The 24,922-nt window shown below is 60.7% G+C and carries 18 protein-coding genes and 3 rRNA genes; 7 read left to right on the top strand and 14 right to left on the bottom strand.

What is annotated here, in order from left to right:
* The first annotated feature begins 4 nt into the window (after nucleotides 1–4).
* Nucleotides 5–586 (top strand): DUF2771 domain-containing protein, encoded by a 582-nt coding sequence (locus ACLI1P_RS04140; protein WP_411709479.1) that lies wholly within the window; start codon nucleotides 5–7, stop codon nucleotides 584–586.
* Between the two features lie 23 nt (nucleotides 587–609).
* Here ACLI1P_RS04140 and ACLI1P_RS04135 read toward each other — a convergent pair whose 3' ends face one another.
* Complete coding sequence (locus tag ACLI1P_RS04135; RefSeq protein ID WP_296134169.1) at nucleotides 610–990, bottom strand: cold-shock protein; 381 nt, start codon at nucleotides 988–990, stop codon at nucleotides 610–612.
* A gap of 572 nt (nucleotides 991–1,562) precedes the next feature.
* On the opposite strand from ACLI1P_RS04135, the gene ACLI1P_RS04130 reads away from it, so the two are divergent.
* Nucleotides 1,563–2,225, top strand: a complete 663-nt coding sequence (locus ACLI1P_RS04130) for a resuscitation-promoting factor Rpf1 domain-containing protein (RefSeq protein WP_411709478.1) — start codon at nucleotides 1,563–1,565, stop codon at nucleotides 2,223–2,225.
* A gap of 99 nt (nucleotides 2,226–2,324) precedes the next feature.
* On the opposite strand, the gene ACLI1P_RS04125 is transcribed toward ACLI1P_RS04130, so the two are convergent.
* Nucleotides 2,325–3,275, bottom strand: a complete 951-nt coding sequence (locus ACLI1P_RS04125) for an ABC transporter permease (protein WP_411709477.1) — start codon at nucleotides 3,273–3,275, stop codon at nucleotides 2,325–2,327.
* Between the two features lie 122 nt (nucleotides 3,276–3,397).
* Here ACLI1P_RS04125 and ACLI1P_RS04120 point away from each other — a divergent pair, with 122 nt between their 5' ends.
* Nucleotides 3,398–4,105, top strand: a complete 708-nt coding sequence (locus tag ACLI1P_RS04120) for a TetR/AcrR family transcriptional regulator (protein WP_411709476.1) — start codon at nucleotides 3,398–3,400, stop codon at nucleotides 4,103–4,105.
* A gap of 12 nt (nucleotides 4,106–4,117) precedes the next feature.
* On the opposite strand, the gene ACLI1P_RS04115 is transcribed toward ACLI1P_RS04120, so the two are convergent.
* On the bottom strand, nucleotides 4,118–4,303 hold the full coding sequence (locus tag ACLI1P_RS04115) for a hypothetical protein (protein ID WP_296134175.1): 186 nt from the start codon (nucleotides 4,301–4,303) through the stop codon (nucleotides 4,118–4,120).
* 227 nt (nucleotides 4,304–4,530) lie between these two features.
* On the opposite strand from ACLI1P_RS04115, the gene ACLI1P_RS04110 reads away from it, so the two are divergent.
* The 4 genes from ACLI1P_RS04110 to ACLI1P_RS04095 are packed head-to-tail and all read left to right on the top strand — an operon-like array spanning nucleotide 4,531 to nucleotide 10,117.
* Nucleotides 4,531–6,693, top strand: coding sequence for a helicase-associated domain-containing protein (locus tag ACLI1P_RS04110; RefSeq protein ID WP_411709475.1), 2,163 nt, complete (start codon nucleotides 4,531–4,533; stop codon nucleotides 6,691–6,693).
* 12 nt (nucleotides 6,694–6,705) lie between these two features.
* Nucleotides 6,706–8,343, top strand: a complete 1,638-nt coding sequence (locus ACLI1P_RS04105) for a DNA repair helicase XPB (RefSeq protein WP_411709474.1) — start codon at nucleotides 6,706–6,708, stop codon at nucleotides 8,341–8,343.
* 4 nt (nucleotides 8,344–8,347) lie between these two features.
* The gene (locus tag ACLI1P_RS04100) at nucleotides 8,348–8,986 is read left to right on the top strand and encodes a DUF3239 domain-containing protein (protein ID WP_411709473.1); all 639 of its coding nucleotides are present in this window, start codon (nucleotides 8,348–8,350) and stop codon (nucleotides 8,984–8,986) included.
* Nucleotides 8,987–10,117, top strand: coding sequence for an aminotransferase class I/II-fold pyridoxal phosphate-dependent enzyme (locus ACLI1P_RS04095; RefSeq protein ID WP_296135209.1), 1,131 nt, complete (start codon nucleotides 8,987–8,989; stop codon nucleotides 10,115–10,117). It begins immediately after the preceding gene.
* Nucleotides 10,118–10,188: 71 nt separating this feature from the next.
* On the opposite strand, the gene ACLI1P_RS04090 is transcribed toward ACLI1P_RS04095, so the two are convergent.
* The 11 genes from ACLI1P_RS04090 to ACLI1P_RS04040 form a co-directional block, all read right to left on the bottom strand.
* The gene (locus ACLI1P_RS04090) at nucleotides 10,189–10,716 is read right to left on the bottom strand and encodes a CPBP family intramembrane glutamic endopeptidase (protein ID WP_296135211.1); all 528 of its coding nucleotides are present in this window, start codon (nucleotides 10,714–10,716) and stop codon (nucleotides 10,189–10,191) included.
* Nucleotides 10,717–10,989: 273 nt separating this feature from the next.
* Nucleotides 10,990–11,107, bottom strand: a 5S ribosomal RNA gene (rrf, locus tag ACLI1P_RS04085).
* A 125-nt stretch (nucleotides 11,108–11,232) separates the two neighbouring features.
* A 23S ribosomal RNA gene (locus ACLI1P_RS04080) occupies nucleotides 11,233–14,307 on the bottom strand.
* 492 nt (nucleotides 14,308–14,799) lie between these two features.
* Nucleotides 14,800–16,318, bottom strand: a 16S ribosomal RNA gene (locus ACLI1P_RS04075).
* The 16S, 23S and 5S rRNA genes sit together here, the layout of an rRNA operon.
* Before the next feature lie 583 nt (nucleotides 16,319–16,901).
* Nucleotides 16,902–17,657: an ABC transporter ATP-binding protein gene (locus ACLI1P_RS04070; protein WP_306507908.1), complete on the bottom strand. Its 756-nt coding sequence runs from the start codon at nucleotides 17,655–17,657 to the stop codon at nucleotides 16,902–16,904.
* A complete protein-coding gene (locus ACLI1P_RS04065; protein ID WP_411709472.1) occupies nucleotides 17,654–18,712 on the bottom strand; it encodes an iron chelate uptake ABC transporter family permease subunit in 1,059 nt (352 codons plus the stop codon). Before ACLI1P_RS04065 ends, ACLI1P_RS04070 begins: the two co-directional genes overlap by 4 nt.
* Nucleotides 18,709–19,581, bottom strand: coding sequence for an iron chelate uptake ABC transporter family permease subunit (locus ACLI1P_RS04060; RefSeq protein ID WP_408932760.1), 873 nt, complete (start codon nucleotides 19,579–19,581; stop codon nucleotides 18,709–18,711). The genes ACLI1P_RS04065 and ACLI1P_RS04060 overlap by 4 nt, the downstream gene beginning before the upstream one ends.
* A 173-nt stretch (nucleotides 19,582–19,754) precedes the next feature.
* Entirely contained in the window at nucleotides 19,755–20,798 is a 1,044-nt protein-coding gene (locus ACLI1P_RS04055) for a siderophore ABC transporter substrate-binding protein (RefSeq protein ID WP_411709471.1), read from the bottom strand.
* A 101-nt stretch (nucleotides 20,799–20,899) separates the two neighbouring features.
* Entirely contained in the window at nucleotides 20,900–22,258 is a 1,359-nt protein-coding gene (locus ACLI1P_RS04050; protein ID WP_411709470.1) for a M20 family metallopeptidase, read from the bottom strand.
* Nucleotides 22,259–23,875, bottom strand: coding sequence for an AbgT family transporter (locus ACLI1P_RS04045; protein ID WP_411709693.1), 1,617 nt, complete (start codon nucleotides 23,873–23,875; stop codon nucleotides 22,259–22,261).
* A 291-nt stretch (nucleotides 23,876–24,166) separates the two neighbouring features.
* Complete coding sequence (locus tag ACLI1P_RS04040) at nucleotides 24,167–24,853, bottom strand: DJ-1/PfpI family protein (protein WP_411709469.1); 687 nt, start codon at nucleotides 24,851–24,853, stop codon at nucleotides 24,167–24,169.
* Between the last annotated feature and the right edge of the window lie 69 nt (nucleotides 24,854–24,922).

Genomic DNA, 24,922 nt, shown 5'->3' with positions numbered 1-24,922 from the left:
AGCCATGGCAACCGTGAAGCAAGCAAGGAAGAAGTCACTGCTGCAGTTTCTGGCGCTGATTATCGCTGTGGCGGTGATTGTGGTGGCAGTCGTCCTGTTCCAAAAGTGGTGGAACGACCGGCCAGGCCCGTCACCGCAGGACGTCACTATTAAGGCCACGGTGGCCGATAACTCCGTGGAGGTCTCCCCCTACATCGTCTGCGAGCCGGGCACGGAGTGCCCCGAGGGCGAGGTTCCCAACCTTAAGGTCGGACCCGATGACACCCTGCATATTGAGATCCCGGAGGCCATCTCCGATCACGAGTGGAACGTGCTGTCCATCTACGACGACCCCGCCGCCAACGACAGCACCACGCACGGCGCCAACGAGACTACGGAGTTGAACATCCCCGGCTCGGTCGAGCCCATTGAGGCATCCACCGGCGAGCGCCCGAAGCTTATGGTGGTAGAGATTTCCACCTTGATGATTGGCCACGACGACGCCGGCGAGGAAACCCCGATGAATACCGTGTGGTCCCTGTCCACCATGAGCGAGGACGAGCTCAAGGAATCTCAGACCACCGGAGACGACACCAGCGCCAAGTAGCTTTCCCCCCTGTAGCGTCGGAGTTAGCTATCCAGGTCCTTAGCGATCGCCCGTAGGATCTCCGCCACCTGGCGGCCGGTCTTGCGCTCCGGGTAGCGGCCCTGGCTCAGCACCGGCTGGACCTGGGTTTCCAGCAGTGTCATGACATCAGAGAGCATGCTGGCCAGCTCCTCCGGCTTGCGGGACGGGGTGCGGCGGCGTGGGGCATCAAGCACCTTGACGCGCAGCGCCTGCGGGCCACGGCGGCCAGCAGCGAAATCAAAATCGATGCGCTGGCCCGGGAACAACTCCTCAACGCCCTTGGGCAGCACGTTGCGGCCGACGTAGACGTCCTCGTCCCCTGGGTTGCTCACAAAGCCGAATCCCTTGTCAGCGTCAAACCACTTCACTTTTCCGATAGGCATGGACCCTACTCCCTTTCTTTCCTTGAACTCCCTCCAGATCTTAGGCGCCCGCCACGCTGAGCCGACCTGGGTCGGCCGCAGCACCTGCGGGGTGTGCCCAACATGCATCAGGCGAGGCGCGCTAGGCATGCAGGCGAACTGGCAGCCGCCGCAGGGCCGCGAGGAAAGTCCCCCACAGCCGCGCGCAGTGGAATCTTTCGGTGTAACTATAAAGAGACATAGTTTAACCCGCCCTCGCCACGGAAAGAAACCCGCGCCATATATCGCCACACCCACCACACCCGTTACTTGCGTGATGTAGATTACATCGATGTAATGACCTGCTAAAACACCGGACTCGTGCCGTCATTGTTATCGTTTTAGGTCAATTAACGTGACTGATTCGTTATAAACCGCTACTCTTGCCCACAGGCACTTCGGCCACAGGCCGTGGAAGTCTCGCCCCAGACACAGTCCGGGCTTTCACGCGTGTGGCCATATTTTTTACGTGCAGAAGTTTGTAAGACACCTGCCGGACTGGGCATCATCTGGGCGCGAGAACGCAAGAGACAACCTAGAGAAGGAATACTTTCATGGGACGCCACTCCGCTAAGAACAAGTCCATCGCTTCCAAGTTCGCCGCTTCCACCGTCGCCGTCGGCGCCGCTGCCGCCATCATGGCACCGAACGCTGCCGCCGCCCCGGACTCCGACTGGGACCGCCTGGCTCAGTGTGAGTCCGGCGGCAACTGGGCCATCAACACCGGCAACGGCTACTACGGCGGTCTGCAGTTCTCCGGCGCTACCTGGAACGCCTTCGGTGGCGGCCAGTACGCTGCTACCGCTAACCAGGCAACCCGCGAGCAGCAGATCGCTGTCGCTGAGAAGATCCTGGCTTCCCAGGGCTGGGGCGCATGGCCGGCTTGCTCCGCTTCCCTGGGCCTGAACTCCGCTGCTACCCCGCGCAACCTGGATGCCGCTCCGGCACCGGCACCGGCCCCGCAGCCGGCCGCCCCGGAGGCCCCGGCTGAGGCTCCGGAGCCGGTCCAGGACGCTGCCGAGCAGCCGAACGACGAGCTCGCCGTGGACGCCCTGTACTCCCTCATCGAGAACACTGCTACCCAGTACGGCCTGACCATCCCGGCCTCCTTCACTGAGCAGTACAAGGCCAACCGCCACGACTTCAACGCTTTCTACTCCGCCAACCGCCACGTCATCGACCCGGTTGCGCAGTTCATTGAGTCCCTGTCCAAGTAAGGACTACTCATCCGCGCTCCCCGCGCACAGCGATTAGAGGGGAGCACACAGGCCCGACTGGCATGTGCCAGTCGGGCCTGTGGCGTTTTCACCCTTGGTTCAGGCCTTAGCGGCCGCCTCAGCCTTGCTACGAGAGCGGTCACAGGCAAGCAGCACCGCGCCGACAACAATCCACAGCACCAGGGTCCACCAGGCGTGGCCAATGCCCCGCCCGTCGAAGAAGGACAGCGAACGCACCAGGTAGCCCGTCGCACCGATGGGCATCCACTGTCCCAGCGTGGACCAGCCCGCCGGCAGCAACCACGGGCCCGTAGCCAAGCCGGACAGCGGGTTCGACAGGAAGATCGTCAGTACTGCGCCGATTCCAATACCGCCTGCGCCCAGAAGTCCGGCAAGGCCGGCCGTGAACATCGACGTGGCGAGGATGCCACAGGCGATAGCAGCCCACTCGGCCGCAAAGCTGCCATTCAGCGTCCCATAGACGGAGTGCAGCATCCACGTCGCCACGAGCGAGCCGAGAAGCGCGATACCCACCAACACCGCCAGCTTGACCCACTTCTTGCCGCGGAAGACGAAGGTGGCGATGACCGCGGAGATTACTCCGCCGAAGGCTAGGGGCAGCCCCAGGAGCCCGATACCGCTGGCCTGCGGGTCATCAGCAGTAGCCGGGGCGAGATCCCGCTTCTCCACGGTCATGCCCTGGGCCTCTAGGTTGCCGGCGAGGCCGTCGATAAGCGCTGCATAAGGCGCACCATTACCTGAAGCGGTGAACGCGCTTGCCCCCTGCGGGGTCAGCACTAGGCCGCCCACGGCTTCACGGTCGAGGACCGCGTCCCGCACCTCGTCCTCGCTGTTCTTGATCACGATTTCGGGGGCGTCGTCGCCTGCCCCTTGCTCAATCTTCTGCTCGATGCTGTCCTGCATCTGCTCCGGCGCCGACAGCGCGATGGGCACCCCGGCAGGCCCCGAGGCAAAGGTGGGGGCCAAGAAGGCCCACAACATAAGCCCGATGACGACGGGGATCCCCAGGATCACACCAATAGATTTCACGATAGTTGAGGGACCCTTCTTGTCCCTCGTTGCTTGCGATGTCATTACCCAACCTCCAAATGGAACACTGTGTTTCAATTACAGAAGTGGAGCATAGTGTTCCATTTGTTATGATGCAAGCTGTGAGACAAGACGCAACAGAAAACAAGCAAGCCATCGTTACCGCAGCGCGGCAACTGCTCATTAGCGAAGGACCAGGCGTATCCATGCGAGCAATCGCTAAGAAGGCCGGCGTTGGGGTGGCCACCGTGTCACGCCACTTCCCGGAAAGGCTCGCGCTGATCGACGCCATCAGCGGCGCCGAGGTACGCCGAATTGAGGAGGAAGTAGACAAGCAGCTGGAGAACTTTCCGGCCGACCCCGAGGGCACGTGGCGCGGCACCATTCACCGCATCGCCAGCCTCAACTTTGCAGCATTAGTGCAGGTCGCCTCCGCAGAAGTAACCGCAGCGGCCTTCTCCAAGGACGAGATCGCGCACATCACCCAACAGCGCAGTGCCGAGCTGGAGAGGCTGTATCGCCGCCTCATCGAGCCGGCTCAGCGCGCCGAACTCTGCCCCCGTTCTCTCAACCCCCTCGAGCTTCACCTCTCCATCGGCCTCATCACTAGGCCTCTACCTGCCGTCCCCCTAGACCCTGAGCACATGGGCCGCATACGGGAAACGCTCATTGACACATTCCTCGACGGCCTCAAGGTTCAAGCCCAAGCCCAAAGCCAAGGCGAGTCAAAGCGCCCCCAACGCCCCCACCACACACGACTAGCCCCACCGAGGAGAACTATCTCGGAGGGGCTAGACTACACTCGCTCGGCCGCGGCTGAGCGCAGCTGAGTGCGAACCGGATTAGCGGTTAATGCGGGTGTACGGGTGTACGTAGTTGAGCTTTTCTGCCGGCATGGGCAGGATCAGATCGTCACCGAACGGGCTGGAAGCGCCAGCAAACGGTGCGGAGATTTCAGTGATGGCGTGCTCGCGGGGGCTGTTCTTCGGCCAAGCCGGGGAAACGAAGCCTTTGTTCTCATTCGACATGTTCCTCATTATTCCAAACAGCGCGCCGAAAAGTAACTCGGCGGAGCAACTCGTGCCCCGCCTTCTCCCCCGTTTGGTACGCGCGCCACGTTGACCGCGCCCCGCCGGCCGGTGTTGCTGCGCTCCCCTCGCGGCACGTCCAACAGTTCCTTCAGGCTGCTGCGCCTCATCTTCCCTTCTTCTGCCTTTCTCCGCCGAGGAGGCAGGAGCGCTAGGCTTGGGGGCCTATGACTTCCCCACGCAACCGCACCCGCGGCACCGAGAGTTTCCGCACCTGGCTTGCGCACCTACCGGAGGAGGATCTGCGCGCCCTGCTGAGCAACCGCCCGGAAGCGCTCACACCGGCCCCGCCGGACTTTGGCTCCCTGGCTACCCGTCTCACGCTGCCTATGTGCATTGTGGACGCACTAGCCGCGTGTAATGCCGCACAGTTGGCAGCGCTGGAAGACATCGCCGCGCGAGGCGGCGAGCTGGAACCAGTCGAGGTGACCGACCGGGACGTCACCGAGCAGCTGCTGCACCGCGGCCTGGTATTCGGGGACCCGCAGGAAGCTGACCACCCGCGCACCGTACAGATTGTCACCGGTGTCATGGGCGCGCTTCCCCCGGGCTGGACGCTCCTCCACCAGCTCGATGTCAGCCAGGACAGCATTGACGCCCTGCCTGCCGACGAGCACCGGGTGCTCGACACACTCGCTGCCGGCGACGGTGTGGGCCAGACCCACAACGCCGCGCCCGATGCGGATCCAACGCAGCCGGTCCCGCGGCTTATTGCCAAGGGCTTGCTTGAGCGCACCAGCAGCCGCACGGTGCGCCTGCCCCACGCGCTGCGGCGGCTCTTGGCCGGAGAACCCACCGCACCAATACCGCTGACCCCGTCGGAGCGCGTCGGCGAGCCCGTACCGGATTCCAAGGCGGACGATGCCGGAACCGCCGCCGGGCTGGGCGTAGTCCGGGACATGGAGCACCTCATCGGCGTCCTCGGCACGCGACCCGTCGCGCTGCTCAAAGACGGAACCTTGGGCGTGCGCGCGCTCAAACAGCTGGTCAAGGAACTAGCGCTGGAGTCGGACGAGGTCGCGCGGCTCATCAGCCTGGGCCACCAGGCACGCCTGCTCGGCCTCGGCGAACCGGAGGGCTTGGAAGGCCACTTCTTGGCCGTCACCGAGGGCGCTGCGGAATGGCTTGAGGCCGGTCTAGCTGACAAGTGGCGGGTCCTCGTGGACGCCTGGCGCGACTCACCCTGGGCCACCTGGGCTGGGCCCCGCGTGTTCGGCGAGGACACCCTCAACCACCGCCTGCCGCGCTTCCGGCGCTTCGTGTTGGGGGTATACGCACACTCAGCCGACCCGCTAGATTCCCAGGATTTTTGGGAGGATCTGCGCTTCGGATCCCCACTTTTCGCCAGCAACTCCCGCGCGGAGACCATTGACCACCTACGGGACGAGGCCGAATGGATCGGCGCCGTGGCACTGGGCCGAGCAACACGGATCCTCTTCGACTCGTCCGCGGCGGCAGAGCTCGTTCCGGAGACGGTCTCCGAGTTCATCATTCAAGCAGATCTCACCGTGCTGGTGCCCGGCCCCCTGGAGCCGGCCGCGCACCGCACACTGGCGTCCCTGGCGGACCTCGAATCACCGGGCCTGGCCAGCGTGTTCCGCATCAGTGAATCCACGCTGCGCCGCGGCATGGACCGCGGCATGACTGCGCAGGAAATCACCGAGTTCTTGAGCCAGCACTGCCCCACGGGCTTGCCGCAGGCACTGGAGTTCGCCATTCGGGACGTGTCCAAGCGCCACGGCACGCTGCGCAGCGGCCCCGCCCTGTCCTACCTGCGCAGCGACGATCCCGCGCTGCTGGAGCTCGCCGTCGTCAGTGTGCCGGAGCTGCGCCAGCTGGCCCCCACCGTGGCGGTGTCCTCCCTGCGCGTGGGCGAGCTGCTGGACAAGCTGCGGGACAAGGGCCTGTCACCTACCGCGGAGGACGAGTCCGGGGCGTCAATTGCCGTGGCCCCGGAGCCGTACACGCTCCCGCTAGCCCGGACCACCGCGCGAAAACGCCCGGCTTCCTCCGTAGACGCAGCGGTGGCGGCGTTGCGCTCCGCGGGCTCGCCCCAGCAACGTCCCGCGGCCGCAGGCAAAGACTCGCTCCTCGACAGCGCCGGCACGGCTGACACGGCTACTAGCGCCGACATTGCGCGGGCCGCCGCGCGTGCCCAGCGCCCGGTCACCGTGCGCTACGCCGACAAGTCCGGCGTGCTGCAAACGCTCACGGTCACCCCACTGCGCGTGGAGGGTGGAGTCATCGACGCACTCACTGCAGATGGCAAGGCTGTTCGCTTTCCGCTGCACCGCCTAAGATCAGTCGAGCTACACAACCCGGACGAATAGAAAGGAGCTGTGGTGCCCGGACCCCTCATCGTCCAGTCGGACAAGACCGTTCTCCTGGAGGTCGACCACCCACAGGCCGCCCAGGCCCGCGCAGCACTAGCGCCCTTCGCGGAGCTGGAGCGCGCGCCCGAGCACATTCACACCTACCGGATCACCCCGCTAGCCCTGTGGAATGCGCGCGCCGCCGGCCACGACGCGGAGCAGGTCGTTGACGTTGTGGAAACCTACTCGCGCTTCCCGGTACCGCAGGCGCTGCTGGTCGACGTCGCCGAGACCATGTCCCGCTACGGCCGCGTCCGCCTGCTGGCGCACCCAGCCCAGGGCCTCATTCTTGAAGCGGACGAGCCCGCCATTCTGGAGGAGCTCACCCGCCACAAGAAGGTGGGCGAGCTGCTGGGCCAGCGCATCGACGACACGACCAGTGCGGTCCCACCCTCTGCTCGCGGGCGGCTCAAGCAGGAGCTGCTCAAGGCCAAGTGGCCCGCCGATGACCGCGCCGGCTACGTCGACGGCGAGTCCCACCCCATGCAGCTCAGCACCGACGAGGTGGACTGGCACTTGCGCGACTATCAGCAGTACGCCGCCGAGTCTTTCTGGGCTGGTGGTTCCGGCATCGTCGTGCTGCCGTGTGGCGCGGGCAAGACCATCGTGGGCGCGGCCGCCATGGCCAAGGCACAGGCCACCACGCTTATCCTGGTCACTAACACCGTGGCCGGGCGCCAGTGGCGCGACGAGCTGCTGCGCCGCACCACCCTCACGCCCAACGAGATTGGCGAATACTCCGGCGAGAAGAAAGAGATCAAGCCGGTGACCATCGCCACCTACCAGGTGGTCACTCGCAAGACGAAGGGCGAGTACCGGGCGCTGGAACTCTTCGATTCCCACGACTGGGGCCTCATCATCTACGACGAGGTCCACCTTCTGCCCGCCCCGGTCTTTCGCATGACCTCCGACCTTCAATCGCGCCGCCGCCTAGGCCTCACCGCCACCCTCGTGCGCGAGGACGGCCGCGAGGGCGACGTCTTCTCCCTCATCGGACCGAAGCGCTACGACGCCCCGTGGAAGGAACTGGAATCCGCCGGCTACATTGCTACCGCGGACTGCGTCGAGGTGCGCGTGGACATGACGCAGGAAGAGCGCATGCTCTACGCCACGGCGAACGCGCGGGATAGGTATAGAATCGCGGCGTCGGCAAGCGCCAAGCTCCCCGCCGTGGACGCACTGCTGGCCCAGCATGCCGGCCAGCAGGCGCTCATCATCGGCGCCTACGTGGACCAGCTGGAGGAGCTCGGTGCGCACCTGGGCGCCCCCGTCATCGACGGTAAGACCTCCACCGCTCAGCGGGAAAGGCTCTTCCAACAATTTCGGGACCGGGAGCTGACAACCCTCGTAGTCTCCAAGGTGGCGAACTTTTCCATCGACCTCCCGGAGGCCGCCCTGGCCATCCAGGTCTCCGGCACGTTTGGCTCGCGCCAGGAGGAGGCCCAGCGGCTTGGCCGCCTGCTGCGCCCCAAGGAGGACGGCCAGGAAGCGACGTTCTACACGCTGGTCGCGCGCGAGTCGCTCGATGCGGAGTACGCCATGCACCGCCAGCGCTTTTTGGCGGAGCAGGGTTATGCCTACCGGCTGGTGGACGCAGTAGACTTGTGAACCAATGAAGATTTTCAAGTTTGACGTCCACGAGGACTTTGCCAAGCAGAACAACGAGCTCCTGCGGGATTCCTCCCGCCTGCGCAACTCCGGTCTCATCATGGGTGCCCTGCTCATCGTCGGCGGCATTGCCGTGTATCTGGCGTTGACCGCCACCTGGCGCATCACCCTAGCCCTGGGCATGGTGCTCTTCGGAATCTTCTGCGCCCTCATCGGCGTGCTGGCCTCCCGCCAGGTGGGCTCCGCGCAGAAGCTCTATGATTCCTATCCCCTCGCGCCCGCCGTGGTGGCGGAGGTCAATGAGCGCGACATGGTGCTCATGGCTTTGGTAAACACCAATGTTGACCCAAAGGCACCGCCGCGGTGGGGCGCGTGCCTGCGCACGGTCACCAGCATCCCAGGCATCAAGCGCACCGTGGGAACCAAGGTTCCAGTTGCCGCTGTCTCCGGCCAACGCAGCTCCAACGCCAAGGAGCACTGGCAGCAGATTACTCCCATGCCGATTGCCTGGGGCACGCCGGACGCAGAGACCGTGGCTATGGCCCGCAAGTCCATCCCGGAGGACCAGTGGCAGCGCCTGGAGCGCGCCCGCAAGCGCCTGTCCGATGTAAAGGCCACCAAGTACGATTTGCTGGTGCTCTAAATGACTGTTCAACGGCTGCAGGAATTCGGCGAGACCATCTTCGCCACCATGACCGCGCTCGCCGTGGAGAATGACGCGGTGAACCTAGGCCAGGGCTTCCCCGATAGCGACGGCCCGCAGCGCATGCTGGAGATTGCGCAGGAAAACATTGCCGGCGGCAACAACCAGTACGCTCCTCTGCGCGGGGTTCCGGAGCTGGTCAGAGCTATCGCTGACACGTATTCCGTACCCCAGGACCACGTCGTGGTTACCGCGGGTGCCACCGAGGCCATCACCGCCACCGTCCTAGGCCTGGTGGAGCCAGGCCAGGAGGTCATCGTCCTCGAGCCTTACTACGACGCGTACATCGCTGCCGTCGCGCTTGCCGACGCCTCCCGGGTCCCCGTCCCCCTCAAAGCATCCGGCAACAGCTGGGACATCGACGTCGACGCCGTGCGCGCGGCCGTCACGGACCAGACCGCCATGGTCATCATCAATACCCCGCATAACCCGACCGGTTCGGTCTTTTCCCGCGAGGCGCTCACCGAGCTCGCCGAGCTCTGCGTGGAGAAGGACCTCGTGGTGCTTGCCGACGAGGTCTACGAGAACCTCACCTTCGCCGATGCCGAACACGTCAGCATCGCTTCCCTGCCGGGGATGGCTTCGCGCACCGTTACGGTTTCTTCTGCCGCCAAGTCCTTCAACTGCACCGGGTGGAAGACCGGCTGGGCCATTGCGGAGCCGAAGCTTCTCGACGGTGTCATTAAGGCCAAGCAATTCACTACCTTCGTCTCCACCACGCCTTTCCAGCCGGCCGTGGCCCACGCCCTGTGCTACGAACGGGACTGGCTGAACGGAATGGTCTCCGAGCTAGCAGAATGCCGCGCCATCTTGGTGGAAGGACTCACGCAGCTCGGTTTCCACGTTCACGACACTGGCGGCACCTACTACGTCGTCGCGGACGTCTCCTCCACCGGTATGAGCGGCGTGGAATACTGCATGCAACTGCCCGCGGCGAGCGGGGTGGCAGCCATTCCACTCGCCGCCTTCACCGACAACCCCGAACCGTGGAGGAACAAGGTGCGCTTCGCCTTCTGCAAGCGTCCGGAGGTCATCCGCGAGGCAGTGCGACGCCTAACGAACGAAAAATAGACCTGCGGCACAGAGCTATGTGCCCAGGGTCGACGATTAATCGCCCCGAGCACGCGAACGCAATCCTTCACTTAACCCGCCAGCAGTCCAATCCCTATATTAACGGCAGCATGTAGAACTGAGCACTCAATGACGCTACCCGAACGATATCTCACCACGCCCAGTATCCAGCCGCCGAGGAACTGAACGGGAAGTATCGGCCACAGATGCACATCAATACTCAGTAGCACGAGGTGAGGAACGAGAAAAAGAGCGGCCTGAAGAGTGTTCCCAACCCATAGTCCCCAGCGTCGAAAGAACAAGCCGCCGAGGAATCCTCGGAAGAAAATCTCCTCGCCTACGGCTCTCAGAATCGCGGCACCACTTACCCCATGGACGAGAACGACACCTGGGAGCGTCAGACTAGCTGTCGACACGAGACGGATACCGAGGTAACCAGTTCCTAGCAGCACAGGGAACAAAACGAGGCTTAGCCCTGCCGCTTGCCAGCTTCCCCATCGCCACCCCACATGTGCAAGGGCGCGGGACACCCCAATTGACTTGCGCCGGACAAGGATGTAGAGCACTGAGGGACAGAGGAATAAAAGAAATTCAATCATGCTTCTTTTCCTTTACCGTGACTGGGCGAGGCGGCGTGGCCATAAAGTTCTCGCAACCCCCATTGTAAGATTCGCATGTGAACGCGACGGCCCATCAGCGGTGGGGTAAGTCATACTGCTCCGGGCGCTTAGAGCCAAGAGCCGTCTTCAACACTAGGACGAGTGTTGGTCGGTAGTGAGGTGGAAAACGTGAAAAAAGGGGACCGTTGAAGCGGTGGTGCTTCAACGGTCCCCTTTTTCGGTGTTGTATCGAGTTATTGTTTTGTTGTTTGGTGTCGGCGGTTTCTTACTCTCCCACAACCTCCCGGTTGCAGTACCATCAGCGCGGGCAGGCTTAGCTTCCGGGTTCGGAATGGGTCCGGGCGTTTCCCTGCTGCTATTGGCCACCGACAAACTTCCAGGGCATTTTCTGGCCGTGGGTGTTGTGTCAGATACTGTGTAGTGGACGCGAACACGGACAATGTGATTACACAATCGTGTGTTTGTGTTGTTAACACTTCCCTCTTGGGGGTAAGTGTGTGTTTGTTTTGGTCTATTAGTACCAGTCGCCTAAACACCTTGCGGTGCGTACAGTTCTGGCCTATCAACCCCATCGTCTTTGGGGGACCTAATAATGAAACCTCATCTTAAAACAGGCTTCCCGCTTAGATGCTTTCAGCGGTTATCCCTTCCGTACGTAGCCAACCAGCGATGCCCCTGGCGGAACAACTGGCACACTAGAGGTACGTCCGTCCCGGTCCTCTCGTACTAGGGACAGCCTTCTTCAAGTTTCAACGCGCGCGGCGGATAGAGACCGAACTGTCTCACGACGTTCTGAACCCAGCTCGCGTGCCGCTTTAATGGGCGAACAGCCCAACCCTTGGGACCTACTCCAGCCCCAGGATGCGACGAGCCGACATCGAGGTGCCAAACCATCCCGTCGATATGGACTCTTGGGGAAGATCAGCCTGTTATCCCCGGGGTACCTTTTATCCGTTGAGCGACACCACATCCACAAGTAGGTGCCGGATCACTAGTCCCGACTTTCGTCCCTGTTCGACATGTCTGTCTCACAGTCAAGCTCCCTTGTGCACTTACACTCGCCACCTGATTGCCAACCAGGCTGAGGGAACCTTTGGGCGCCTCCGTTACATTTTGGGAGGCAACCGCCCCAGTTAAACTACCCACCAGGCACTGTCCCCAACCCAGATCATGGGCCAAGGTTAGATGCTCAATCCGATCAGAGTGGTATTTCAACAACGACTCCACACACACTAGCGTGCGCGCTTCGAAGTCTCCCACCTATCCTACACAAACCGAACCAAACACCAATACCAAGCTATAGTGAAGGTCCCGGGGTCTTTTCGTCCTGCCGCGCGTAACGAGCATCTTTACTCGTAGTGCAATTTCACCGGGCCTGTGGTTGAGACAGCAGGGAAGTCGTTACGCCATTCGTGCAGGTCGGAACTTACCCGACAAGGAATTTCGCTACCTTAGGATGGTTATAGTTACCACCGCCGTTTACTGGGGCTTAAATTCTCAGCTTCGCCACCAAAAGGTGACTAACCGGTCCTCTTAACCTTCCAGCACCGGGCAGGCGTCAGTCCATATACATCAACTTAACGTCTTCGCATGGACCTGTGTTTTTGATAAACAGTCGCTTCCCTCTATTCTCTGCGACCCCACAACCCCAAACACTCGCAAAGAAGTGCCGAAGTCGTGTGGTCCCCCTTCTCCCGAAGTTACGGGGGCATTTTGCCGAGTTCCTTAACCACAGTTCACCCGAACGCCTTAGTATTTTCAACCTGACTACCTGTGTCGGTTTCGGGTACGGGCCATACATCCACATCGCTAGAGGCTTTTCTCGACAGTACTAGATCACCAACTTCACCCCAATCGGGCTACGCATCACGCCTCAGGCAAAAAGTGTGCGGATTTACCTACACACCACCTCACACGCTTACACCAACAATCCACTAAGCGGCATGGCTACTACACTGTGTCACCCCATCACTTGAACCACACATCAGGCCCCACGACATCAACAAACCAAACACTCAAAGAGTATTCAGCAAGTATCCGCGGTGGTTAGTATCAGTGCTTTATCATGGGCGCGGACATACGGGTACCAGAATATCAACTGGTTATCCATCGACTACGCCTGTCGGCCTCGCCTTAGGTCCCGACTCACCCTGGGAAGACGAACTTGACCCAGGAACCCTTAGTCATCCGGCGGGAAGGATTCTCACCTTCCAATTCGTTACTCATGCCTGCATTCTCACTCGCACACACTCCACGCCTCCTTACGGTAACGCTTCAACACATGCACGACGCTCCCCTACCCAAACAAAAAAGTTTGCCGCGGCTTCGGCGGTGTGCTTGAGCCCCACTACATTGTCGGCGCAGGACCACTCGACCAGTGAGCTATTACGCACTCTTTCAAGGATGGCTGCTTCTAAGCCAACCTCCTGGCTGTCTTCGCGATCCCACATCCTTTTCCACTTAGCACACCCTTAGGGGCCTTAACCGGCGATCTGGGCTGTTTCCCTCTCGACTATGAAGCTTATCCCCCACAGTCTCACTGCCGCACAACACAATTGATGGCATTCGGAGTTTGGCTGACATTGCTAAGATTGTAGTCCCGCTCAACCAACCAGTAGCTCTACCTCCACCAAGCTAATGCGACGCTGCACCTAAATGCATTTCGGGGAGAACCAGCTATCACGGAGTTTGATTGGCCTTTCACCCCTACCCACAGCTCATCCCCGCAGTTTTCAACCTACGTGGGTTCGCGCCTCCACAACCTCTTACAGCTGCTTCACACTGGCCATGGGTAGATCACCCCGCTTCGGGTCCAGGACATGCCACTAAATACACCCCATTAGGATTCGGTTTCCCTACGGCTACCCCACACGGGTTAACCTCGCGACATGCCGCTGACTCGCAGGCTCATTCTTCAAAAGGCACGCCATCACACACAAGAAGGTGCTCTGACGGATTGTAAGCACACGGTTTCAGGAACTATTTCACTCCCCTCCCGGGGTACTTTTCACCATTCCCTCACGGTACTAATACACTATCGGTCACACTGAGTATTTAGGCTTACCGGGTGGTCCCGGCAGATTCACAGCAGATTCCACGAGCCCGCTGCTACTCGGGCAACCCAACAACTTAAATGCTGAAGTCTTCAACTACGGGACTATCACCCTCTACGGCAGGCGTTTCCACACCACTTCACCTAACAACAACACACAAGCACGATGATGGTAGTCACCGCACGTTGGGGCCCACAACACCGCACACACAACCCCTACCAAGTATCACATGCACACGGTTTAGCCTCATCCACGTTCGTTCGCCACTACTAGCAGAATCATAAATTTATTTTCTCTTCCTACGGGTACTGAGATGTTTCACTTCCCCGCGTAAACCCCCACAACAGCTATGAATTCACTGAAGGGTAACACCCCATAACAGGTGCCAGGTTTCCCCATTCGGACATCCTCGGATCAACGCTTAATTGACAACTCCCCGAGGCTTAACGCAGCCTTTCACGTCCTTCATCGGCTCAGCATGCCAAGGCATCCACCATGCGCCCTAAATAACGAACACACAACCAACACAAACAACAACCACCACAAAAGCAGCAGCATCATTCATGCCGGCGTGAACTACACAAAACACAAAAGAACAGAAATCACACAAACCACACACCCACCACAACAACCAACCAACAAAGGTCAGCTACACATGGTGATAACAGCATGCAGTTTAATGCTCGCGTCCACTATACAGTTCTCACACAACACCCCACACAGGCCAACAACCATGCCTATTGCATCACGACTGCTGAAAAAGTGCGGGTTACAACCAGGGGATAATGCCCCAGACACCCAACAATGCACCAAGTACTTCACAAACAAACGCGTTGGTCAATTAACCTTTAATCACCACTGGTTAAGATGTATCTCCACCCGATTAAACAAAAAGTGGCAGCAGAACTTACGCCTACTCAACCACCACACAACCACCACCACACAAAGAAAAATGAATGACGATGATTGCTTAAAGCACCAACTGGTGCACAAAAATAATGCTCCTTAGAAAGGAGGTGATCCACCCGCACCTTCCGGTACGGGTACCTTGTTACGACTTCGTCCCAATCGCCGATCCCACCTTAGACAGCTCCCTAAACGAGTTTGAGCCACTGGCTTCGGGTGTTACCAACTTTCATGACGTGACGGGCGGTGTGTACAAGGCCCGGGAACGTATTCACCGCAGCATTGCTGATCTGCGATTACTAGCGACTCCGACTTCATGGGGTCGAGTTGCAGACCCCAATCCGAACTAAGGCCGGCTTTCAGCGATTCGCTCCACCTCACAGTGTCGCTGCGCGTTGTACCGACCATTGTAGCATGTGTGAAGCCCTGGACATAAGGGGCATGATGATTTGACGTCATCCCCACCTTCCTCCGAGTTAACCCCGGCAGTCTCTCATGAGTCCCCAACTAAAATGCTGGCAACATAAGACAAGGGTTGCGCTCGTTGCGGGACTTAACCCAACATCTCACGACACGAGCTGACGACAACCATGCACCACCTGTACACCAACCACAAGGGAAACTACATCTCTGCAGCGATCTGGTGTATGTCAAGCCCAGGTAAGGTTCTTCGCGTTGCATCGAATTAATCCACATGCTCCGCCGCTTGTGCGGGCCCCCGTCAATTCCTTTGAGTTTTAGCCTTGCGGCCGTACTCCCCAGGCGGGGCGCTTAATGCGTTAGCTACGGCACAGAAGACGTGGAAGCCCCCTACACCTAGCGCCCACCGTTTACGGCATGGACTACCAGGGTATCTAATCCTGTTCGCTACCCATGCTTTCGCTCCTCAGCGTCAGTTACTGCCCAGAGACCTGCCTTCGCCATCGGTGTTCCTCCTGATATCTGCGCATTTCACCGCTACACCAGGAATTCCAGTCTCCCCTACAGCACTCAAGTTATGCCCGTATCGCCTGCACGCCCGGAGTTAAGCCCCGGAATTTCACAGACGACGCGACAAACCACCTACGAGCTCTTTACGCCCAGTAATTCCGGACAACGCTCGCACCCTACGTATTACCGCGGCTGCTGGCACGTAGTTAGCCGGTGCTTCTTATACAGGTACCGTCACAAAAGCTTCGTCCCTGTCGAAAGGAGTTTACAACCCGAAGGCCGTCATCCCCCACGCGGCGTCGCTGCATCAGGCTTCCGCCCATTGTGCAATATTCCCCACTGCTGCCTCCCGTAGGAGTCTGGGCCGTATCTCAGTCCCAATGTGGCCGTACACCCTCTCAGGCCGGCTACCCGTCGACGCCTTGGTAGGCCATTACCCCACCAACAAGCTGATAGGCCGCGAGCTCATCTTGCACCGAAAAAACTTTCCAACCACCACACTAAAGGCAGTTATTATCCGGTATTAGACCCAGTTTCCCAAGCTTATCCCAGAGTACAAGGCAGATCACCCACGTGTTACTCACCCGTTCGCCACTCGAGTACCCCTGCAAGCAGGAGCCTTTCCGTTCGACTTGCATGTGTTAAGCACGCCGCCAGCGTTCGTCCTGAGCCAGGATCAAACTCTCCACAAAAAAGGCCGTGAAAAGCCCAAACCTAACAAAAAAGAACAAACCAAACCGTGCACAGCACGGACTGGCATATCCAAAAACTACATAAAGAAAAAATCCAACCAACCCCCAACCCGACGGGGCACAAAAAGGAGGCTGGCCTAGTTAGAAGATTTTCAATCTACGCCCAAACAACTTATGTTATTTACAATGACGCCGCTTAAGAAAAAGCGCCATCCGGCATACACCAACCACGGCACACATACGATGTACCGCAGCCAGAACAATCAAAAACCAACCAACACAAAAAGTACATTGGCACACTATTGAGTTCTCACACATCATCCGCACACCACAATCAGTTAACCAACCGTTAACCTCTCGTTGGCGGCCCGAACTAACTTACACAACCAACCAAACGAAGTCAAACTCTCGAAAAAATTTGCACTTCATCAGTGCTGAACAAGCTGTCCAACGTCACCACTTGTTAACCTCTCGGCTACCTCGCGGCGACTCGAATTAATATACGCACACCCCCAACAAACAACAAATCGCCAGGCAAACCCACATTTCTTCGCGGGCTCACATGGCGACTTTTCAACGGCTTCTAGTGATAGCAGGCCAACAGCCCGTCCGGGCCGTCGATGACTTTGATGTCCGTTTCGAAGATCGGGGTCAGAAGCTCGTCGCGCATAATCTCGTGCGGCGAGCCGAACGCCACGATTTCGCCGCCCTTGGCGGCACAGATGTAATCGGCGTAGCGAGCGGCAAAGTTGATGTCGTGCAGGACGATGATGATGGTGCGGCCGAATTCCTGCGCGGCCTGGCGCAGGTGGCGCATCATCTCCACGGAGTGGGCAATGTCGAGGTTGTTCAAGGGTTCGTCGAGAAGCACGTAGTCCGTCTCCTGACACAGCACCATCGCTACATACGCCCGCTGGCGCTGCCCGCCGGAGAGTTCATCCAGGTAGCGGTTTTCCAGCTCCCCCAGGTGGAAGAAGTCGATGTAGCGCGAGACGATATCCTCGTCCTCCGCAGTCAGGCGGCCCTGCGAATAGGGAAAGCGGCCAAAGCCCACGAGCTGGCGCACCGTGAGCTTGGTGATGAAGTGGTTCTCCTGACGCAGGATGGAGAGAATCTTCGCCAGGTCCTGGGACTTCGTGGAGGAGACGTCGTAGCCGGCGACCTCGATGGTGCCCTCGTCGACGTCGAGAAGCCGGCCAATCATGGTGAGCATCGTGGACTTTCCGGCGCCGTTGGGCCCGATGAGCGCCGTGATGCCTCCGGAGGGGATCTCCAGATCAATGGGACCAATCTGGGTCTCGCCGGAGTAGGACTTCGATACGTTGGAAAGCTTGATCACAGCTTGCCCTTTCGCAGAATGACAAAGAGGAAGACGCTGCCGCCCACCAGCTCGATGATGATGGATACCACGCCCTGAGCGTAGAACACGTGCTGCATGAGGAAGTACGCGCTGGTTAATACCGCAAACGCGGTGGCCATGGCCATTGGAAACAGGAATCGGTGGTCGTAGGTTTCCGCCGCCTGGTACGCCAAGGTTGCCACCAAGAATCCCAGGAAGGTCATCGGACCCACGAGCGCAGTGGTGGTGGCCATGAGGATGGAAACCAAAATCAGGGTGTAGATGGCATTCGTCTTGTGGTTCACGCCCAGGTTGGTGGCGGCGTCGCGCCCCAGCGCCAGCACGTTGAGGCGGCGGGAATTCAAGAACATGAGCACCGTGACCGCAATGACGAGGGGGATGGCGATGGGATAGTAGGCCGTTTCCGCGTTGCTCACCGAGCCGAAGAGGCGCGCGGTGAGCACGTCAAATTCGCTAGGTGTCAGCATGCGCTGCATGAACGTGGCCACGGATCCGAGGCCGCCGCCGATGACAATGCCCACCAGCAGCATGGCGTGCATGTTGTTGCGGCGGCTGGTCAACAGCCAGGAGTACAGAAGTAGGGACAGTCCCACCATGAGAACCAGTTGGAGGAGGAACATGCCCATGTTGCGGGACTGCGTTAGCCCAGCCGCGCCGACGAAGAAGACGGTGGCGGTATTGATTGCCACGTACAGGGACTCAAAGCCCATGATGGACGGGGTAAGAATGCGGTTATTGGTCACGGTGTGGAAGGCCACTGTGGCTACCGCTTGGCAGACCGCCACAATCGCCATCGCCGTAACCGCATCGGCGCGGCGCTTGGCAATGAGCCACCACTTGTGGGTGCCGAAGTCCATGGGGTTGTCGTAAGCCAACAGCCCGAATGCAAACGCGACGCCGACGGCCACAAGAACCCCCAGGATAATCCAGTACTTCCGTGCCGCGGCGACGGATTGAAAGCTGCCCACGCCGCGCCGACGAGACGTGGATGGGCGGGCGCTGGACGACGCTGGGAGGGACAGACTGAGACTCATTTCGTGGACCTCACAATCAGGACGACGAAGACGACGGCACCCACCACGCCGAGGATGACAGAGACAGGCATTTCGAAGGGCGCGATGATGATACGGCCCAGCAGGTCGCAGACGGTCACGATGGCAATACCCAGCAGGCACACCCAGGGAAGGTTGGAACGCAGGTCATCGCCGCGCAGCATGCTCACCACGTTGGGAACAATGAGCCCGAGGAACGGCAGGGCGCCGACGACCACAGTGACCACGCCGGTGGCCACGGCGATGAGCCCCGTGCCGATAAGAATCATCCGCTGGTAGTTCAGACCGATGTTGGTGGCGATATCCTCGCCCAAGCCGGCGACGGTGAGCTTGTCGGCATAGAAGTAGACGGCCACAAGGACGAGGAGAACCACCCACAGTACCTCGTACTGCCCCTCGTACACGGAGGTAAAGGATCCCATGAACCAGATGCCCAGCTGCTGCAGGGTATCCGTGGTCAGTGCCACGTAGGACGAGACTGCGCTGACCACCGCGCCCAGCATGATGCCGATAATCGGCACGATGAGGGAAGAGCGCAGGGTCACCCGCCGCAGAAAGGCGAAGAAGACCATCGTGCCCGCAAAGGCGAAGACCACGGCGATCACCATCTTCACCAGCACTGAGGAGTGCGGGAGCACGATGAGTGAAAAGAGCAGGCCCAGTCCTGCCCACTCGGTGGTACCGGTGGTGGTCGGCTCCACGAAGCGGTTTTGGGTGAGCAGCTGCATGACCAGCCCGCTCATGGCCATGGCGGCCCCGGCGAGAATCAAAGCGATGGTGCGCGGTACGCGGGTGGTGAAGAACATGGTCCAGCCATCCTGGTTATCCAGAATGCTGTACTCCCCCACCATCAAGGAGCCGATGAGGAGCGCCACCACAGCGAGCACGCCCACGCCCAGCTGCCACGAGAGCACGGGCTGGCGCGAGCGGCGCGGTTCTGGGCCGCGGGCTCGCTGATGTGTCGTCCCCACCGTCACGGTTGCGTTGTACTCCTTGACTACTCTGACTGCTTAACGTCGCGCGCTTAGGCGCCGGCCTTGTCTGCCTTCTCGAAGGAATCGGCCATGTCGTTGAGGATCTGGGTGTAGGTGACGATGGACTCGTCAATGTAGGTATCGGCCGGGGCCGCGTAGACGTTGCCCTCCTTGAGAGCGGTGACGTTCTTGAGCGCGGCGTTTTCCTCTACCAGCTGCGTGCCCGGGGTGACCTGCTCGCCATCCTTGGCCACCGCAGAGTCGCGGTCCATGATGAGGATCCAGTCCGGGTTGGACTCGGCAATAGCCTCCACGGAGATGTCATCTCCCTCGTGGTCGTTGGAGGCGTTGGAAACCTCCAGGGCCGGCGTCATGCCCAGCAGGTCGAAGACGGGGCCGTAGGTGCGGCCGATGCCCGGGGCGATGTAGCCGATCTCGCCTCCGGAGGTGTTGACGGCCATGACCTTCTTCTCTGGGTCGTACGCCTCCTTGGCGCGCGCAGCGGCGGCGTCGAAGTCCTTGATGAGCTGCTGCGCGTCCTCTTCGTGGCCAAATACCTGGCCCATGGCCTCGGTGTGGCGCTTAAGCTCGTCGAAGAAGTCCTTGTCCTCGCGCGGCTCGAAGTCGAGCACCGGGGTGTCTTCCAGCAGCGCCTCGATGTCCTCCTGGTGCGGCTCGAAGCGCTGGCCATTCCACACCACGTCCGGCTCGGCGGCGACGAGGCTCTCCAGGTCCGGCTCCTTGTGCGAGCCAAGGTCCACCTCGACGGTGTCCTGGTTGTAGGTATCCCGCAGGGACTTCGGCACCAGCGTTAGCGGCGCGGCGGCCAGCTTGATGTCCCACTGCGCCAGCACGGCAAAGGCGCGGTTATCGGCGACCGCCGGGTTCTCCACCGGCTGCTCCACGGTCTTGGAACCGTAGTTGTCCTCCACCGTCACGGACTCGCCGGCCACAGCCTCGCCGCTCGCAGGCTCTGCGCTGTTCGTGTCGGCGGACTCGGAGGAGCAACCGGTCAGTGCCAGCGCTGCCACGGAGACGGCGGCGGCGACCTTCACGGTCGTGGCGTGGAGGTTACGGCGAGTAAAGGAGATCATGACATCCTTGAATATTTAGGTGTAGCTAACCACTGTTGGCAGGTGTATCACCGACCAACCTAACCTAAGTAAGGTTCACCTTTCAAACACAGTAATGTTTCCTAATTCGCATTCTCCCCCTGCTGAGCCTCCCCAAGAAGGTCCTCCACCGCAACCTGACCGTGGCGCTGAAAGTCGCGACGCGCGGCATCCCGAAACCCCTTATCCGCCAGGAAATCCAGCGTGACCTGCGCCAACCCTACTGCGGAATCTACCGCCGCGGTGACCGCTTCGGGGCCGGCCGCCCAGCGCGCGAAGTCTTCAGTATGCAGGGCCACGTCCGCCGGGGAGACTTTCACCATAGGGTGTAGCCCCGGGACCAGATGGGAGACATTGCCAAAGTCCGTAGAGGCCGCCACCGTATCCGGCACGGTCCCCGCCGGCAGGACCGTGCGACCCCGGCGCGCCTGGGTGGCAGACCAGCGTTCCACCAGCGCGGAGTTGTTGCGCACCGGCAACGTCATGGGGTGTTCATCCCAGTCCAGGTCAAGGTCCACGCCGGCCATCAACGCCGCACCGCGGACGATGTCTTCCACTCGGGAGGACAGGTCCATGAGGGTACGAGTACCCAAAGAACGCACGTAGATGTGCATCTGCGCCTCACCGGGGATGATGGATGGCCGGTCTCCCCCGGACATGATGGCGTGGACGCGATCGCTCGGCGGCATCTGCTGCCGCATGAGGCCAATGCCCTGGTACGCCAGGCTCGCGGCGTCGAGGGCGTTGCGCCCCATAAACGGCTGGGAGCTCGCGTGCGCCGCTACTCCCCGGTAGTTCACGCGAAGGATTCTTCGGCCTACCCAGGCGTGGGCGCCGATGTCATAGCCGAAGCCATGCACCATCACCGCGGCATCGACGCCGTCGAGGCTGCCGCCGCGGATCATATATTCCTTGCCGGAATGCCCCTCTTCAGCGGGCGTACCCTGCAGGAGGATGCGGCCAGCACTGGAGTTCTTCTTCGCAACTTCCACGGCGGCAAGAAAGCCGCACACCCCCGCCGCCGCAATGATGTTGTGCCCGCAGGCGTGGCCGATGGTGGGCAGGGCGTCATATTCGGCCAGGATCGCCACGGTGGGATGCGTGTCCGGATCAAAATCGTCGCTCTGCCATGCCGCCTCGAAGGCGGTCTCCACGCCATAGACTCCCCGGCGGGGCGCATAGCCGCGCTGTTCCACGCAGTCAGCGAGCACAGCCATGGAGCGGTGCTCCGCAAACGCGGTCTCCGGGTGCGCGTGCAGGTCGGTGACGATGTGGCGGGCCAGGGAGACGTCGACAAGCGCGGCGGCAGCGTCCCACACCTCACCCTGCCCGGGGTAGTCTTCCCCGGTGCGCTCGGGCGGGGTGGCTAACGCCACGCGCTTGGCGACGTCTCCCTCCATCTCCTCCAGGTAGGCCGTTGACGGGGTGTTGGGTGAGGACATTTATGAACCAATCATGACGTTGTTGCCTGGCCCCAGCGGCAGATCGCCGTAGAACCAGATAGCGAGCAGGATTGCCCATGCCGTGAAGAACGGAATGACAAAAGGCATGAGCCGTGACATCAGCGTACCCAGGCCGGCATCGCGCTCGTAGCGCTGGAGGAAGCCCAGCATCACGATCATGTAGGGGTTGAGCGGCGTGATGATCTGGGTGGCAGAGTCACCGACGCGGAACGCGCTCTGGATGAACGCCGGCTCGTAGCCCAGCAGGGCAAACATCGGGACGAACACCGCGGCCATGAGCGTCCACATGGAGGAGCCGGAGATGATCAGCAGGTTGAGGATGGAGGCCAGGGCGATGAAGGCGAAGATGGCCGGGAATCCCGTCAGGCCGATGGACTCCAAGAACGCCGCGCCCTTCACTGCGGTATACGTACCGATTCCAGTCCAGGCAAACAGGGCCACGAACTGCCCCAGAATGAAGGCCAAGATGAGGAAGCTCAGCATGTCCTTGAGCGCACCGATCATCATCGCCACCACGTCCCCGATGCCCTTGACGGTGCCCACCACGCGGCCGTAGACCACGCCCAAGACCATGAAGTAGGCAAAGACCAGGAAGACGATGGAGTTCAACAGCGGAGACTTGGGCAAGAAGCCGCCGGTCTCGTTGCGCCACGGGGACTCTGGGAGCAGCACCGCAAACAGGATGAGCGCGGTCAGCAGAACCGTGGCCACGCCGGACCAGATAAGGCCCTTGACCTCTGCCGGTTTCAGCTCGGCGCTCAGCTCCTCGCCATTCGCATCGCGGTCGCCGCGCTCTGCGGCGTCCTCCGGATCGATCTCCTCTTCCGTGGGAACCTGCTGCTTCCACATGCGCGGCTCAATGACCTTGTCAATGATGAGGCCGGCAAGTACACCCAGCACAATGGAGGAGGCCACGTTGAAGTAGTAGTTCGACATGGCGTTGACCGGCGCGAAGTCGGTGTTCGGCAACGTGTCCATCACCGCAGTCGTAATACCTGCGAAGAGAGCATCGAGGGACGTCGGCACCAGTGCCGTGGAGTAACCCGCACCTACGGCGGCGAAGCCACCAATGAGTCCCGCCACCGGGTGGCGGCCAGCGGCCTTGAACACCATCGCCGCCAGCGGCGGCACGATGACGAAGGCGGCGTCTGCCATCACGGAGGCAGTCACGCCGATAACACCGACGGCGTACGGCAGCAGCCACGGCTTAGCTGAGCCGAAGAGCTTGCGGATGAGCGCGGACAGCATGCCGGAGCGCTCCGCTACGCCCACGGCCAGCATGATGGGCAGCACCGTCACCAACGGCGGGAAGTTGATGTAGTTCTCTCCCATGGTCGTGGTAATCCACGCCAGACCCTCACCGGTAAACAGGCCCTTGACCGGCTGCACCTCGTCGGTCCCGGGCACCTTCACCTCGACGCCCATCCACGCCATGATGGTGGAAAGCACCGCAGTAATCAGAAACAGAATCAAAAAGATGGTGAACGGCTCCGGCAGCTTGTTGCCGATGTACTCCACGCCGTTGAGGAACTTATCAATCACTCCCCCGCTGGACTGTGGGCTCTTCTTCTGCCCTGCCTTGACGGAGGTCGCCATAGGCTTCTCCTCGGTGCCAGCGCCGCCGTGCGGAGCTGCGTTGGTTGGGCTGTTCATGGGTACTCCTGTCGTAGGGGTCAGTCCCAGTGCACCACGTCACACTGTTGGAGAAAGGCTACCACGCGAATGTAACTCAAGTAACAAATAATTCAGACTCTGTCACAGTTTGTTCGTCCAGACCTACTCCGACTCCACAAACCGCTCACGTAGCTTCTCATCACCTGACATCTACACAACCTCCTAGCTGTATAGATGCATTCACCACCTGAGCCCGCCGCCAGTTTTTAGCCCTTATCTACCGTGAGCGTCACCCGATTGCCCGAACGTTACGTCCCCACGCTCAGTTTCGTCACCGCTCGCCGGCACCAGCCCGTTTATCCGCGCGAAAGGATCCCATCCACTGTCGCGGTGTGGCTCATATTCCGCAAAGTTGGAAGCATCGATGGCAGCACTGTCTGATACGAGGTGCGCCATGAGCGCTACAGTCATGTCCATGCCCGCCGCCACACCTGAGGAGGTCCATCGATTACGGTCGTGCACCCACCGCGCCTCCGGCTGCCAAGACACATCACCCCCGAAGGACGTGACCCAGCTAAAAGCACGCTTATTGCTTGTTGCGGCGTAGCCCTCCAAGAGCCCAGCCGCCGCCAGGACCGCAGAACCCGTGCACACGGAGGCAACCACCGGCGCTTGCGCACCCACCTCACAAAGCCACGACAGAAAAGATTCGTCTTCCACGAGCTTCCGGGTTCCCTTTCCGCCCGGGACGAGGAGGGCGTCGGCCGACTCAATCTGCCCATAAGAGATTGTCGGCACCATTTCCACGCCCTGCGAGCTAGCAACTGGCCCACCATCCGGTCCTGCGAAAACAACGGCGACATCAGGCACCGCTTGAAGCAGCTGGACGGGTCCGAAGACGTCGAGAAGCTCAAAGCCTTCAAACAAGACGACTGTAATCCGGAGAGATTCGGTATCCATGCGGCCATCCTAAATCAGGCCCCATGAGCACGGACGAGCATCTGGGACTCGGGTTCAATTCCCGGCGGC

The organism is Corynebacterium tardum, from assembly GCF_046717785.1.
Classification (GTDB): domain Bacteria; phylum Actinomycetota; class Actinomycetes; order Mycobacteriales; family Mycobacteriaceae; genus Corynebacterium.
The sequence above is the reverse complement of the archived record's forward strand: the minus strand, read 5'-3'. Positions and strand labels throughout refer to the sequence as shown.

Excerpts from the sequence above, each read along its gene's own strand:
- ACLI1P_RS04095 (WP_296135209.1), top strand. The coding sequence starts at position 8,987 with ATGACTGTTCAACGGCTGCAGGAATTCGGCGAGACCATCTTCGCCACC.
- ACLI1P_RS04040 (WP_411709469.1), bottom strand. The coding sequence starts at position 24,853 with ATGGATACCGAATCTCTCCGGATTACAGTCGTCTTGTTTGAAGGCTTT.
- ACLI1P_RS04055 (WP_411709471.1), bottom strand. The coding sequence starts at position 20,798 with ATGATCTCCTTTACTCGCCGTAACCTCCACGCCACGACCGTGAAGGTC.
- ACLI1P_RS04110 (WP_411709475.1), top strand. The coding sequence starts at position 4,531 with ATGACTTCCCCACGCAACCGCACCCGCGGCACCGAGAGTTTCCGCACC.
- ACLI1P_RS04090 (WP_296135211.1), bottom strand. The coding sequence starts at position 10,716 with ATGATTGAATTTCTTTTATTCCTCTGTCCCTCAGTGCTCTACATCCTT.
- ACLI1P_RS04140 (WP_411709479.1), top strand. The coding sequence starts at position 5 with ATGGCAACCGTGAAGCAAGCAAGGAAGAAGTCACTGCTGCAGTTTCTG.
- ACLI1P_RS04065 (WP_411709472.1), bottom strand. The coding sequence starts at position 18,712 with ATGAGTCTCAGTCTGTCCCTCCCAGCGTCGTCCAGCGCCCGCCCATCC.
- ACLI1P_RS04135 (WP_296134169.1), bottom strand. The coding sequence starts at position 990 with ATGCCTATCGGAAAAGTGAAGTGGTTTGACGCTGACAAGGGATTCGGC.
- ACLI1P_RS04130 (WP_411709478.1), top strand. The coding sequence starts at position 1,563 with ATGGGACGCCACTCCGCTAAGAACAAGTCCATCGCTTCCAAGTTCGCC.
- ACLI1P_RS04050 (WP_411709470.1), bottom strand. The coding sequence starts at position 22,258 with ATGTCCTCACCCAACACCCCGTCAACGGCCTACCTGGAGGAGATGGAG.
- ACLI1P_RS04045 (WP_411709693.1), bottom strand. The coding sequence starts at position 23,875 with ATGGCGACCTCCGTCAAGGCAGGGCAGAAGAAGAGCCCACAGTCCAGC.
- ACLI1P_RS04115 (WP_296134175.1), bottom strand. The coding sequence starts at position 4,303 with ATGTCGAATGAGAACAAAGGCTTCGTTTCCCCGGCTTGGCCGAAGAAC.
- ACLI1P_RS04100 (WP_411709473.1), top strand. The coding sequence starts at position 8,348 with ATGAAGATTTTCAAGTTTGACGTCCACGAGGACTTTGCCAAGCAGAAC.
- ACLI1P_RS04060 (WP_408932760.1), bottom strand. The coding sequence starts at position 19,581 with ATGGTGGGGGAGTACAGCATTCTGGATAACCAGGATGGCTGGACCATG.